Origin of the sequence: Caenispirillum bisanense (genome assembly GCF_039523075.1) — a bacterium.
Lineage (GTDB): Bacteria > Pseudomonadota > Alphaproteobacteria > Rhodospirillales > Rhodospirillaceae > Caenispirillum > Caenispirillum bisanense.
This window is the reverse complement of sequence record NZ_BAAAEP010000001.1, coordinates 128,558-140,911: the sequence shown is the minus strand read 5'-3', so window position 1 is coordinate 140,911 and position 12,354 is coordinate 128,558. Positions and strand designations below refer to the sequence as shown.

Sequence of the window (12,354 nt, the reverse complement as noted above, 5' to 3'; positions counted from 1 at the left end):
AGGTCCCATGGCCCAGGAACGCACCAAACTGTCCGCCGTCGAGGCCATGAAGGCCGACAGCCGGGGCCTGCGCGGCAGTCTGGCCGCCGAACTGGCCGACCTGGCGACGCCCTTCACCGAGGAAGCCTATCAGCTGCTGAAGTTCCACGGCTCCTACCAGGGCTTCGACCGCGACACCGCGACGGCCCGCAAGCAGCAGGGCCTGAGCAAGGAATACCAGCTGATGGTCCGCGCCAAGATCCCCGGCGGCCGGCTGACGGCGGCGCAGTACCTGGCGCTCGACGCGCTGGCGGACCCTTACGCCGACGGTTCGCTGCGCATCACCACGCGGCAGGGCATCCAGTTCCACGGCATCGTCAAGGGCGACCTGAAGGCGACCGTGCGCGGCATCAACGACGCCCTGCTGACCACGCTCGGCGCCTGCGGCGATGTGGTGCGCAACGTCGTCACCCACCCCGCCCCCATCGCCGATGCGGTCCACCGCCGGCTGGAGGCCGACGCCAAGGCCATCTCCGCCCGCTTCGGCTGGAAGTCGCGCGCCTATCACGAGATCTGGCTCGACGGCGAGCCGCTGCCGCCGGATCAGGACGGGGCGGACGAAGAGGACGCCGTCTACGGCCGCACCTACCTGCCGCGCAAGTTCAAGATCGGCCTCGCCACCCCGGCCGACAACAGCATCGACGTGCTGACCAACGACCTCGCCATCATCGCCCTGTTCGATGGCGATACGCTGCAGGGCTACAACCTCGCCCTCGGCGGCGGGCTCGGCCAGACCCACAACCGGGCCGACACGTTCCCGCGCCTCGCCACGCCCATCGCCTTCGTCGGCCCCGACGACCTGATCCGCGGCATCGAGGCGGTCATCGCCGTCCACCGCGAGCACGGCAACCGCACCGACCGCAAGCGCGCCCGCCTCAAGTACGTGGTGGAAGACAAGGGTGCCGCCTGGGTGAAGGCCGAACTCGACCGCTTCTACGGCGCCCCGCTGGAAGACGCTCGCCCGACGCCCGCCTTCCAGGTGCCCGACCACATGGGCTGGCACCCGCAGGGCGACGGCCGCTGGTACCTCGGCCTGCCGGTCTCCAGCGGCCGCATCAAGGACACCGAGACGGTCCGCCTGCGCACCGCCCTGCGCGAGGTGGTGGCCCAGTTCGCCGTCGACCCGGTGCTGACGCCGGAACAGGACATCCTGCTGTCCAACATAGCCGACGACGACCGCCCGCGCGTCGAGGCGCTGCTGCGCAACCACGGCGTGGCGCTGGCCGAAGACCTGCCGCCGCTCGCCCTCACCACGCTGGCCTGCCCCGCCCTACCCACCTGCGGCCTGGCGCTGGCGGAGGCGGAGCGGGTGCGCGATCCCTTCGTCGCCGCCATCCACGGCGAACTGGAAAGCCGCGGCCTCGGGGGCGAGCGCCTGAGCCTTCGCATCACCGGCTGCCCCAACGGCTGCGCCCGTCCGTCGACCGCCGAGATCGGCCTCGTCGGCCGCACCCCCGGCCATTACGCCATCTACGTCGGCGGCGCCGTCGAGGGCACCCGCCTCAACGACAAGCTGCTGGAGCGCGTGCCGCAGGACGCCGTGCCGCCCACCCTCGGCCGCCTGTTCGGCCTGTGGGCCGCCGAGCGCCAGGGCCGCGAGGGCTTCGGCGACTTCGCCCAGCGCGTCGGGCTCGACCGCCTGAAGGCCGCCGCCGAGGCCGCCCCCGCCGCCGCCGAGTAACACCAGGTCCCGATGAGCTTGACTCATCGAGACTTGGACGGCGCGACCGCGCCGCGCGGCCACTGCCGCGGAAAAGCACAAGGAGACAGACCCGTGACCCACGCCCTTCCCCCCGCCCCGCACGATGCCGTCGAGACCGACGTGGTCATCATCGGCGCCGGCCCGGTCGGCCTGTTCGCGGTGTTCGAACTGGGCCTGCTCGACCTGCGCTGCCACGTCATCGACGTGCTCGACAAGCCGGGCGGCCAGTGCGCCGAGCTGTACCCGGAAAAGCCCATCTACGACATCCCGGCGTGGCCCGTCATCACCGGCCAGGACCTGGTGAACCGCCTGCTGGAGCAGATCACCCCCTTCGCCCCGACCTTCCATCACCAGCAGCTGGTCGAGGGCCTGACGCGGCTGGATGACGGCCGCTGGCTGGTGGAGACGGACGGCGGCGTCAAGCTGGCCGCACCCGTGGTCTTCATCGCCGCCGGCGGCGGCAGCTTCACGCCCAAGCGCCCGCCGCTGCCGGGCATCGAGGGCTTCGAGGGCACGTCGGTGTTCTATGCGGTGCGCAAGCGCGAGACCTTCCGCGGCAAGGATCTGGTCATCGCCGGCGGCGGCGACAGCGCGCTCGACTGGGCGCTGGCGCTGCGCGAGGAGGCCCGCTCGGTCACCCTGGTGCATCACCGCGACGGCTTCCGCGCCGCGCCGCACAGTGTGGCCGAGATGCGCGCCGCCGTGCAGGCCGGGCAGATCACCCTGCACATCGCCAAGCTGGCGGGTCTGGAAGGCGCCGACGGCCGGCTGACCGGCGTGCGGCTGGAGAACGCGGCCCAGGGCTCCTTCACCGTGCCCGCCGATGCCCTGCTGCCGTTCTACGGCCTGACCATGAAGCTCGGCCCCATCGCCGACTTCGGCCTGAACCTGAACGAGAACCTGATCCCGGTCGACACCGAGGCCTACGAGACCAGCCGCCCCGGCATCTTCGCCATCGGCGACATCAACACCTACCCCGGCAAGCTGAAGCTCATCCTCTCGGGCTTCCACGAGGCGGCGCTGGCGGCGCAGAAGGCCTTCCGCTACGCGCGGCCCGAGGAACGCCTGCGGTTCCAGTACACCACCTCCTCCACCACCCTGCAGAAGCGGCTGAACGTGGCATGAAGATCCAGGTGACCGATCGCGCCGGCGAGACCCACGTCCTCGACGCGCTGGAAGGCTGGCGGGTGATGGAAATCATCCGCGACCACGGCCTGCCCATCAAGGCGGAGTGCGGCGGGGCCTGCGCCTGCGCCACCTGCCACGTCTACGTCGATGCCGACTGGCAGGACCTGCTGCACCCGCCGACCGACGAGGAGATCGAGATGCTCGACACCACGCCGTCGGTGGAGCCGGCCTCGCGCCTGTCCTGCCAGATCCTGTTCCGCCCGGAGCTGAGCGGCCTGGCGGTGACGCTGGCGCCCGAAGACCTCTGATCCGCCCCGACCTGCGCGCCCGAGGAGGGCCACGCCCATGGACCAGTTCCCCCTGTTCGTGACGACGGCCGGCCGCTCCATCCTGGTGGTCGGCGGCGGCGAGGAAGCCGCCCGCAAGCTGCGCCTGGTGGCCCGCACCACCGCCACAGTGGACGTGATCGCCAAGGCGCCGGGCGCCGATCTGTGCGCGCTGTGCGTCGGCACCGTCACCCTGCACCGCCGCCCCTTTGCGGCCAGCGACGTGCAGGGCCGCCTGTTCGTCGTCTCCGCCGCCGGCTCGCCGGTGGACGAGGCGGTGTCGGCGGCGGCGCAGACGGCGGGCGTGCCGGTGAACGTGGTCGACCGGCCGGACCTGTCCACCTTCCTCATGCCCGCCATCGTCGACCGCGACCCGGTGGTGGTCGCCATCGGCTCGGGCGGGGCGGCACCGGTGCTGGCGAAGTCCATCCGCGCCCGCATCGAAAGCCTGCTGCCGGCCCGCCTGGGAGCGCTGGCCCGCTTTGCCGACAGCTTCCGCCCGGCGGTGAAGGGCACCCTGCCACAGGCCGCCCGCCGCCGCTTCTGGGAATGGGTGTTCGCCGGCCCGGTGGCCGCCGCCTTCCTGGGCGGCGACGAGGCGCGCGCCCGCTCCACCCTCATCGACCGCCTCAACCGCGCCGAGGCCGCCGCCGACGGGCCGGGGCTGGTGCAGCTGGTAGGCGTCGGGCCGGGCGACCCGGACCTGCTGACCTTCAAGGCCCTGCGCGCCATGCAGGAGGCCGACGTGGTGCTGATCGACGCGCTGGTGTCCGCCGAGATCCTGGAATGCGTCCGCCGCGACGCCCTGCGCATCGACGTCGGCAAGCGCAAGGACCGCCACACCCTGCCGCAGGCCGAGATCGAGCGCCTGATGATCGACCATGCCCGCGCCGGCCGCCGCGTCGTGCGCCTGAAGGGCGGCGACCCGTTCCTGTTCGGCCGTGGCGGCGAGGAACGCGAGCACCTGCTGGCCGCCGGCGTGCCGGTGGAGGTGGTGCCCGGCATCTCGGCCGCCTTCGGCTGCGCCGCCGCCACCGGCATCCCGCTCACCCACCGCGACCATGCGCAGGGCGTGACCTTCGTCACCGGCCACGCCAAGGCCGACGGCGGCGGGCCGGACTGGGGCAGCCTCGCCGCCGCCAATCACACCGTCGTCGTCTACATGGGCGTCGGCACCGCCGCCGACACCGCCGCGCGGCTGATGGCCGCCGGCCGCGCGCCCTCCACCCCCTGCGCCGTGATCGAGAACGGCACCCGGCCGGACCAGCGGCTGATCCCCGCCACCCTCGCCAGCCTCGGCGCGGTGGTGGAGGCCGCCGCCCTCGCCGGCCCCGCCCTGCTCGTCATCGGCGAGGTGACGGCCGCCGCCGCCGCTGCCGCCGATGCCGCCGATGCCCCCGCCCTTCGCGCCGCTGTCCTCTGACGCTCCGGGAGACCTGCCCGCCATGCCTTCGCAGAGTGCCGCCCTCCGCCAGCCCGCCGCCCACCCGGCCGACGCCTTCGCCGCCGCCTGGGGCGAGGCGACCACGCTCGACCTGATCGCCGCCGCCGCCGACACCTTCGCCGGCCGCATCGCCCTGGTGTCCTCCTTCGGCACCGAGTCCGCCGTGCTGCTTGATCTGGTGGCGCAGGTGAACCCGGCCCTGCCGGTGGTCTTCCTCGATACCGGCAAGCTGTTCGGCGAGACACTGCGCTACCGCGACCGGCTGGTCTCCCGCCTCGGCCTGACCGACGTGCGGGTGATCCGCCCCGATCCGGCCGCCGTCGCCGCCGCCGACCCCGACGGCATCCTGTGGACCCAGGCGCCCGACCGCTGCTGCGCCGTGCGCAAGGTGGAGCCGCTGGCCCGGGCGCTGGCGCCCTTCGATGCCTGGATCAGCGGCCGCAAGCGCTTCCAGGCCGCCACCCGCGCCGCCCTGCCGCGCGTCGAGGCCGACGGGGCGCGGGTGAAGATCAACCCGCTGGCGGACTGGAGCCGCGACGCCCTCGACCGCGCCTTCACCGACCGCGACCTGCCCCGTCATCCGCTGGAGGAAGACGGTTTCCTCTCCATCGGCTGCATGCCCTGCACCGACCGCGTGGCGCCGGGCGAGGACGTCCGTGCCGGCCGCTGGCGCCACGCCGCCGACAAGACCGAATGCGGCATCCACCTGCCGTTCTCCGCCGCCGCCCCAAGGAGCGTGTGACCATGAGCCATCTCGACGCCCTGGAAAGCCAGAGCATCTTCATCCTGCGCGAAGCCTACAACCGCTTCGAGAAGCTGGGCATGCTGTGGTCGCTGGGCAAGGACAGCAACGTCATGATCTGGCTGGCGCGCAAGGCCTTCCTCGGCCGCGTGCCGTTCCCGGTGATGCACCTGGATACCGGCCTGGAGTTCCCCGAGACCTATGCCTTCCGCGAACGCTTCACCCGCGAGTGGAAGCTTGACCTCATCGCCGACGCCTGCCCGCCCATCGAGCTGACCGATCCCACCCTGCCGCCCGGCAGCCGCCTTGCCGCCCGCAAAAGCCTCGGCCTCAAGCAGGCGCTGGAGCGCTACGCCTTCGACGGCATCATCGCCGGCATCCGCCGCGACGAGCAGTCCACCCGCGCCAAGGAGCGGGTCTTCAGCCCGCGCGCCGGCGACGGCGCCTGGGACTTCCGCGACCAGCCGCCGGAGTTCTGGGACCACTACAACACCGACTTCCCGCCCGGCACCCACGTGCGCATCCACCCGCTGCTGCAATGGACGGAGGTGGACATCTGGCGCTACATCCAGCGCGAGGGCATTCCGGTGGTGCCGCTCTACTTCGCCCGCAACGGCAAGCGGTTCCGCTCGCTGGGCGAGGAAGGCATCACGCTGCCCATCGACAGCGATGCCGCCACCATCGCCGACATCATCGCCGAACTGGAGGCGACCACCGCCCCCGAACGCGCCGGCCGCACCATGGACCACGAGGCCGAGGACAGCTTCGAGCGCCTGCGGGCCTCCGGGTACATGTAGTACCAAGCTGCAATGAGTGTCGCTCATTGCAGCTTGGCAAGCGCGACCGCGCGCCGCCGCTTATGCGGCGTGAGCCAAGGCCGCGAAGCGCGGCAGCCCGGCGCCTGAGGGCACCCGAACCAAAAAGACGAGGCGCAGACGCCTCCTGCCAGCCAGCCAGGGACCAGAACACCATGTCGCCACGCATCAAGGACGCGGTGCCGCCGCTGCCCATCGTCATCGTCGGCCATGTCGACCACGGCAAGTCCACCCTCATCGGCCGCCTGCTGCACGAGACCGGCTCGCTGCCCGACGGCAAGCTGGACGAGTTGCGCGCCCAGTCGGACCGGCGCGGCGTCGATTTCGAGTGGTCGTTCGTCATGGACGCCCTGCAGGTGGAGCGCGACCAGGGCATCACGCTCGACACCACCCGCATCTGGCTGAAGACCCGCAAGCGCCCCTACGTGATCATCGATGCGCCGGGGCACAAGGAATTCCTGCGCAACATGGTCACCGGCGCCGCCTCCGCCGATGCCGCCGTGCTGGTGGTGGATGCGGTGCAGGGGCTGTCGGAACAGACCCGCCGCCATGCCTACCTGCTGTCGCTGCTGGGGGTGGCGCAGGTGATCGTCGCCGTCAACAAGATGGACCGTCTGGACTGGGCCGAGGCCGGCTTCCAGGCGGCGGCGGAGGCGGTGACGGGCTACCTCGCCGGCATCGGCATCACGCCGCTGGCCTGCGTGCCGCTGTCGGCGCGGGAGGGCGACAACATCGTGCGGCCGAGCACCAACCTGCCGTGGTGGCAGGGGCCGACGCTGACCCAGGCGCTCGATCAGGTGAATGCCCGGCCGCAGCCGGTGGAGTTGCCGCTGCGCTTCCCGGTGCAGGACGTCTACCGCGACGGCGACCGCCGCATCCTGGTCGGCCGCATCGAGACCGGGCGCCTGCGCGTCGGCGACCGCATCCGCTTCCAGCCCACGGGGCGCGAGGCGTCCGTCGCCGGGTTCGAGACCTGGCGCGGCTCCACCCCCATCGCCGCCAGCGCCGGCCAGTCGGTGGCCATCACCCTGGATGACGACCTGTTCGTCGAGCGCGGCCATGTGGCGAGCCACCCCGGCACCGCCCAGCACATCGGCAGCCGCATCCAGGTGCGCCTGTTCTGGCTCGACCGCGAGCCGCTGGCGGCCGGCGACCGGGTGACCGTCCGCCTCGGCACCGCCGCCCATGCGGCGGTGGTCGACAAGGTGGTGCAGGTGGTCGACGTCGCCAGCCTGGGCGCCAGCCCGGCGGAGCAGGTGCACGGCGGCGACGTGGCCGAGGTGATCCTGCGCAGCCACGGCGCCATGGCCTTCGACACCTTCGCCGACAACCCGCTGACCGGGCGCGGCGTGCTGGTGCGCGGCCATCGCGTCGCCGGCGGCTTCGTCATCGAACAGGCCGCCGCCGCCAGCCCCAACGTCACCGCCGTCGCCCAGTCGGTGGAGCCGGCGGAGGTCCACCGCCGCAACGGCCACACCGGCGGCGTGCTGTGGCTCACCGGCCTGTCGGGGGCGGGCAAGTCGACGCTCGCAATGGCCCTGCGCCGCCGCCTGTTCGAAGCCGGCTGGCAGGTCTATACCCTCGACGGCGACAACCTGCGCCATGGCCTGTGCGGCGACCTTGGGTTCAGCGACGGCGACCGGTCGGAGAACATCCGCCGGGTGGCGGAGGTGGCACGGCTGTTCGCCGATGCCGGCACGCTGGCCATCGTCAGCCTGATCTCGCCCCGCCGGGCCGACCGCGCCGCCGCCCGCGCCATCATCGGCGACGGCTTCCGCGAGGTCCATGTCGATGCCCCGGTCAGCGTCTGCGCCGACCGCGACCCCAAGGGCCTCTACCGCAAGGCCTATGCCGGCGAACTGCCGGGGTTCACCGGCGTTTCCGCCCCCTACGAGGTGCCGGAACAGCCCGATCTGGTGGTGCCGACCGGCAGCCTCGGCCTGACCGAGAGCCTGGACCTGCTGGAGCGTCAGGTGATCGACGCCTTCGGCAGCCAGCGGCGGCGCAACGGCCGCACCGGCTGACCACCCGCAACGGCAACGCGGCGGCCCCGGGGGGAGCCGCCGCGCGTGCCTGCATGCCGTGCCGGACGGCTCAGCGCATGGCCTGCACCGCCGCCAGATGGCGCCGCAGCGCCGGCACCGTGGCCTGCGCGAACAAGCGCAGGCGCGGGTCGGCGCCGCTGTCGGCGTAGTTGGTGAACAGGGTCAGGGTTTCCTTGTGCGCCATTTCCTGCTGTTCCAGGTACCGGCTGTCGAAATCCTCGTCCGTCGCGGTCCGCAGGTGCTCGACCATCTGGTTGCGGCGGGTGTCGAGCCCGTCGGGCGGATGCGGCGCATCGGGAATGCTGCGCAGGGTCGACTGCAGCTGGTGGGTCGAGGTGTAGTGGTCGTCCAGCATCATCATCGCCATGTGCCGCACCATGTCGGTGCCGCTGCGTTCCAGGGCGATGCGCGCCGCCTCCCGCTCGTACAGGTCGCCGATGGTGGCGTTCTCGATGAAGACGCCGGTGTTGTCGCCGGCCATGGCGGCGGAAGCGCGGCCCATCATGCCGCCCATCATGTCCTGGGCGCGGTCGGCGGCACCCTGCAGGCCGGTGTGCTTGTCGTCGTCAGCCATGCTCACATCCTCCCGCCCGCGCGGGGCTCTTCGGTGTTCATCTGTACCCGGTCGTGATAGGCCATGGTGGAGCCGTTGCCCTTGCGACGCAGCGCCGGCACCGGGTTCGGCCCTTCGGTTTCCAGGCGGTAATCCTCGCCGCGTTCCTCGCGATGGCGGGCGATGATCTGTTCCGTCGGCGGCACCGAGGCATTCACCGCCGCCTGATAGTCGAAGTAGCGGTGATCCTTCGGCAGCTGGTCGATGGGCAGGAATTCGGAATCCCACGCCGTCAGGTCCGACTGGGCGGCCAGCACGCCGCGCACATAGTCCTTGTTCTCGTGGAACTGGACGCCGCGGGGCATGCCGTTGGCCGGCAGGAAGTCGGCCGGGTCGCGCCCCTCGATGGCCTTCATGGCCTCGCAGGCCAGGCGCAGGTGCTCCAGCTCCATGCTGAGGTGCAGTTCCCAGATGGCGCGGATGCGCGCGTCCGTCTCGTCCTCCATGAACGACCAGTACATCCAGCACTCGTTGTATTCGTGCAGGACGTGGTGCATGTGCCAGCCCATGGTCGGGTCCATGATGGACTCGTAATGGGTGACGTGCTGTTCCTCGATCTGGGCGATTTCCAGGTAGAGGCCGCGGGCGATGGGGTCGGTGGGCCGGTTGCCGATGTTCATGTAGTAGTTCATGGTCTGCTGCTCGGCCGCCAGGATGGTCATGGCGTTCATGACCGACTGGAAGTCGGCGGCATGGATGGTCATGGGCCGGCGCAGCTCGTCGGACGGATGGCGATGCTCGAAGATGGTCGGGCGGCCGGGGGTGATCTCGGTGTAGCCGCCGACGATGGCCGCCGGGTCGCCGCCCATGAGGTCGAGCAGGTTGGAATAGCGGTAGAGGTGGTCGAAGTCCTCCAGCAGGCCGAACTCGTAGACCTGCTTCAGGTAGGGGTCGGGCTCGTTGCGGGCCACCCACGAGGTCAGATCAACCGCCACCTGCTCATAGCCGACCGTGTTCTCGATGCTGTTCTCCTCGCCGGGGATCAGCCAGTTGCAGACCTTCTGCTGCTGCTGCTCGATACGGCGGACCTGCGCCAGCACCTTCTTAAGCCCGGTGTCGACGGTGTGGCGGGCCATGTTGTGGGAGAACATGGCCGCCTCCACCTCGACGCCGTTCATGGCGATGACGCGGGTGCGGGTGTAGGGGTGAACATCCTCCTTGCGGTAGGGCTCGACGTTCAGCTCCGCCCAGTGGCGCAGCTGGCGGTCGAGGGGAATCCCTTTTTCGGTCAGCGGATTGAATGCCATTCGGCGGGTCTCCTCCGGCTTTTTAGCGTATGGGCGTGTGGTCGAGCAACGCCGGCTGAACCGCCGGGGATGGGCGCTATCTCCGCCCGATGCCCTAAGACTTCCGCCTACCACCTGCCGCCGCGGCACGGCCTTCGGCCTTGACAGCACCGTCGCCCGCCTCAATACTTAGCTACATGGCTAACCTTGATGCGATCTTCCACAGCCTCGCCGACACCACCCGCCGCGCCGTCCTGGCGCGGCTGGCCCTGGGGCCGGCGAGCGTGTCCGAACTGGCGGCGGCGCATACCATGGCCCTGCCCAGTTTCCTCAAGCACCTGCGCGTGCTGGAAGACAGCGCCCTGATCGAGACCACCAAGTCCGGGCGCGTGCGCACCTGCCGGCTGCGGCCGGAGGCTGCCCGACTGGCCGAGGACTGGCTGGGGCAGCAGCGGCGCCTCTGGGAAGCCCGGCTGGATCAGCTTGACGCTTTTCTGGCCCAACAACCGACAGACGAAGGGAGATGTGATGAAGAATGACAAGCTCGACCTGCTCCTTGAACGGACGGTCAAGGCCACCCCGGCGCAGCTGTGGCGGGCGTGGACGGAGCCGGAGCTTCTGCGGCAATGGTTCGCCCCGCGGCCGTGGACGGTGCAGCGGGCGGTGGTGGACCCGCGCCCCGGCGGCGAGTTCACGGTGGTGATGCAGTCGCCGGAGGGGCAGGCCATGGACGGAACGCCCGGCTGCGTGCTGGTGGCGGAGCCGCAGCGGCGGCTGGTGTGGACCGACGCCCTCGGCCCCGCCTTCCGGCCCAATGCCGAGACCTTCATGACGGTGGAGATCACCATGGAGGCGGTGGAGGGCGGTACCCGCTATGCCGCGCTGGTGCTGCACAAGGACGAAGCCGACCGCCAGAAGCATGCCGACATGGGCTTCTTCGACGGCTGGGGCACCTGCCTGACCCAACTGTCCGAGCTGGCGGAGACGCTGTAACGGCAGACCGCCGGCCGCCCCTCACCCTGACAGGGCGGGGGGACGGCCGGCGGTTCCGAACGCACGGGCCGCCGCTAGAGGATCATCGCCTTCTCGCGGCGTACCTTGCCGGCGAGCGCGGCCATGCCGGCCTCGTCCAGGTGGCGGCGCAGGCGGGGGAACTGCTCCTGCTCCTCCTCCCGCACATGGCGGGCGATGAGTTCGCGCAGGGCCCGCACCTGGAAGGCCCACTCCCCGTCAGCCGGTACCAGGTCTTCCAGGGCGTGCAGGTGCATCTTCATCTCGGCGTGTTCGGCGTAGAGGTGCTGGGCCGCCTCGGCGGCGCCGGCGCGGGCACGCAGCAGCGGGTAGACGATGTCTTCCTCGGCCAGCGCATGGGCGGCCAGCCGCCGCTTCAGGCGGAACAGCAGGGTGGCGCGGCCGGCGGTGCCGGTGGCTTCCTCCATCTTGTGCAGCAGGTCGAGGATGGCGCGGTGATCGCAGGCCAGGCGGTCGAACGGATCGGCGCCGGTGGTGCGCCCGGCCGCCTCCGCCAGCAGCGGCGGCAGCAGACGGCTTGCCAGCACGCCCGCCAGTGCTCCCGCCAGGGCGACCGGCCAGACGCTGGAGGCGGCGGCCGGATGGCGATGATGTCGGTCCCTCATGAGGTGACTCCTTGGCAGGCGGCAGAAGCCCCGCGCCCGCCCATGGCGGACGGCCGGGGCCCCTGCCTGGGCGCCCTCGGGCGCCGCGACGTCAGCGGTTGATGTACTGGCGCGAGATTTCCGGGATCTGCTGGTCGATCCAGTCGGCGAAGGCGCGTTCCTTCTCCATGAACCGCTGGCAGACCTCGGCGATGCCGGTCTCGCCGATCTGCTGCGACGCCGCCGCCAGCGAATGGTAGGAGGCGACCTCGAAGTGGGTATAGGCATGGGCCGCCAGCAGGTGCTTGACGTGCTCGTCCGCCGACATGGCGGTCAGGAACGGCTGCATCAGCCCGGCCAGCTTCATGGCGCTGTCCTTCAGCATCGACGGGTCGGCATCGAGGCGCTGCAGGCACGCCTCCAGCTCCTGCGCCTGCAGTTCCGAGAACGAGCGGTGCTCGTCGAAACCGGCGCTGATCTGCGGCGACTTCTCGAAGCGGTCGACGTTGTTCTTCAGGTTCTTGGCGGCCGCGACCTCCATGGCGTGGGCGTCGCGCAGCCAGCTGACCAGGGTGTCCTTCGCGTCGGGCATATCAATCTCTCCCAGGAATGGTGTGCAAGAGTCTCCCTGGCAAACGTGGGCATTGGGGTACCGGTT

The 12,354-nt window shown here is 71.1% G+C and carries 13 protein-coding genes; 9 read left to right on the top strand and 4 right to left on the bottom strand.

Features of this window, described 5'->3' with window-relative positions; all coding sequences use genetic code 11:
- Positions 1-7: 7 nt before the first annotated feature.
- From ABD056_RS00680 to cysC, 7 genes are all read left to right on the top strand, one after another.
- Positions 8-1,720 (top strand): NADPH-dependent assimilatory sulfite reductase hemoprotein subunit, encoded by a 1,713-nt coding sequence (locus ABD056_RS00680; protein WP_343863417.1) that lies wholly within the window; start codon positions 8-10, stop codon positions 1,718-1,720.
- Positions 1,721-1,813: 93 nt separating this feature from the next.
- Positions 1,814-2,866 (top strand): NAD(P)/FAD-dependent oxidoreductase, encoded by a 1,053-nt coding sequence (locus ABD056_RS00675; protein WP_343863415.1) that lies wholly within the window; start codon positions 1,814-1,816, stop codon positions 2,864-2,866.
- Positions 2,863-3,177, top strand: coding sequence for a 2Fe-2S iron-sulfur cluster-binding protein (locus ABD056_RS00670; protein WP_343863414.1), 315 nt, complete (start codon positions 2,863-2,865; stop codon positions 3,175-3,177). Before ABD056_RS00675 ends, ABD056_RS00670 begins: the two co-directional genes overlap by 4 nt.
- Before the next feature lie 37 nt (positions 3,178-3,214).
- Positions 3,215-4,618, top strand: a complete 1,404-nt coding sequence (cysG, locus tag ABD056_RS00665) for a siroheme synthase CysG (protein WP_343863412.1) — start codon at positions 3,215-3,217, stop codon at positions 4,616-4,618.
- Between the two features lie 22 nt (positions 4,619-4,640).
- Positions 4,641-5,381: a phosphoadenylyl-sulfate reductase gene (locus tag ABD056_RS00660; protein WP_343863410.1), complete on the top strand. Its 741-nt coding sequence runs from the start codon at positions 4,641-4,643 to the stop codon at positions 5,379-5,381.
- A 2-nt stretch (positions 5,382-5,383) separates the two neighbouring features.
- Positions 5,384-6,178 (top strand): sulfate adenylyltransferase subunit CysD, encoded by a 795-nt coding sequence (gene cysD / locus ABD056_RS00655; RefSeq protein WP_343863408.1) that lies wholly within the window; start codon positions 5,384-5,386, stop codon positions 6,176-6,178.
- A 173-nt stretch (positions 6,179-6,351) separates the two neighbouring features.
- Positions 6,352-8,220, top strand: coding sequence for an adenylyl-sulfate kinase (gene cysC, locus ABD056_RS00650; protein WP_343863406.1), 1,869 nt, complete (start codon positions 6,352-6,354; stop codon positions 8,218-8,220).
- Between the two features lie 70 nt (positions 8,221-8,290).
- On the opposite strand, the gene ABD056_RS00645 is transcribed toward cysC, so the two are convergent.
- Together ABD056_RS00645 and ABD056_RS00640 are read right to left on the bottom strand one after the other, a co-directional pair.
- Positions 8,291-8,815 (bottom strand): DUF4142 domain-containing protein, encoded by a 525-nt coding sequence (locus ABD056_RS00645; protein WP_343863404.1) that lies wholly within the window; start codon positions 8,813-8,815, stop codon positions 8,291-8,293.
- A gap of 2 nt (positions 8,816-8,817) precedes the next feature.
- Positions 8,818-10,101, bottom strand: coding sequence for a hypothetical protein (locus ABD056_RS00640; protein ID WP_343863402.1), 1,284 nt, complete (start codon positions 10,099-10,101; stop codon positions 8,818-8,820).
- A gap of 176 nt (positions 10,102-10,277) precedes the next feature.
- Here ABD056_RS00640 and ABD056_RS00635 point away from each other — a divergent pair, with 176 nt between their 5' ends.
- Together ABD056_RS00635 and ABD056_RS00630 are read left to right on the top strand one after the other, a co-directional pair.
- Entirely contained in the window at positions 10,278-10,619 is a 342-nt protein-coding gene (locus tag ABD056_RS00635) for an ArsR/SmtB family transcription factor (protein ID WP_343863400.1), read from the top strand.
- A complete protein-coding gene (locus tag ABD056_RS00630; RefSeq protein WP_343863398.1) occupies positions 10,609-11,073 on the top strand; it encodes an SRPBCC family protein in 465 nt (154 codons plus the stop codon). Before ABD056_RS00635 ends, ABD056_RS00630 begins: the two co-directional genes overlap by 11 nt.
- Positions 11,074-11,147: 74 nt before the next feature.
- Here the strand turns inward: ABD056_RS00630 and ABD056_RS00625 are convergent, their stop codons facing one another.
- A complete protein-coding gene (locus ABD056_RS00625; protein ID WP_343863396.1) occupies positions 11,148-11,717 on the bottom strand; it encodes a hemerythrin domain-containing protein in 570 nt (189 codons plus the stop codon).
- 91 nt (positions 11,718-11,808) lie between these two features.
- Positions 11,809-12,288 (bottom strand): DUF892 family protein, encoded by a 480-nt coding sequence (locus ABD056_RS00620; RefSeq protein ID WP_343863394.1) that lies wholly within the window; start codon positions 12,286-12,288, stop codon positions 11,809-11,811.
- Positions 12,289-12,354: the final 66 nt, after the last annotated feature.

Bases quoted from the DNA above. Each gene is read 5' to 3' on its own strand.
- ABD056_RS00680 (WP_343863417.1), top strand. From the start codon at position 8: ATGGCCCAGGAACGCACCAAACTGTCCGCCGTCGAGGCCATGAAGGCC.
- ABD056_RS00670 (WP_343863414.1), top strand. From the start codon at position 2,863: ATGAAGATCCAGGTGACCGATCGCGCCGGCGAGACCCACGTCCTCGAC.
- cysG (WP_343863412.1), top strand. From the start codon at position 3,215: ATGGACCAGTTCCCCCTGTTCGTGACGACGGCCGGCCGCTCCATCCTG.
- ABD056_RS00660 (WP_343863410.1), top strand. From the start codon at position 4,641: ATGCCTTCGCAGAGTGCCGCCCTCCGCCAGCCCGCCGCCCACCCGGCC.
- cysD (WP_343863408.1), top strand. From the start codon at position 5,384: ATGAGCCATCTCGACGCCCTGGAAAGCCAGAGCATCTTCATCCTGCGC.
- cysC (WP_343863406.1), top strand. From the start codon at position 6,352: ATGTCGCCACGCATCAAGGACGCGGTGCCGCCGCTGCCCATCGTCATC.
- ABD056_RS00645 (WP_343863404.1), bottom strand. From the start codon at position 8,815: ATGGCTGACGACGACAAGCACACCGGCCTGCAGGGTGCCGCCGACCGC.
- ABD056_RS00640 (WP_343863402.1), bottom strand. From the start codon at position 10,101: ATGGCATTCAATCCGCTGACCGAAAAAGGGATTCCCCTCGACCGCCAG.
- ABD056_RS00635 (WP_343863400.1), top strand. From the start codon at position 10,278: ATGGCTAACCTTGATGCGATCTTCCACAGCCTCGCCGACACCACCCGC.
- ABD056_RS00630 (WP_343863398.1), top strand. From the start codon at position 10,609: ATGAAGAATGACAAGCTCGACCTGCTCCTTGAACGGACGGTCAAGGCC.
- ABD056_RS00625 (WP_343863396.1), bottom strand. From the start codon at position 11,717: ATGAGGGACCGACATCATCGCCATCCGGCCGCCGCCTCCAGCGTCTGG.
- ABD056_RS00620 (WP_343863394.1), bottom strand. From the start codon at position 12,288: ATGCCCGACGCGAAGGACACCCTGGTCAGCTGGCTGCGCGACGCCCAC.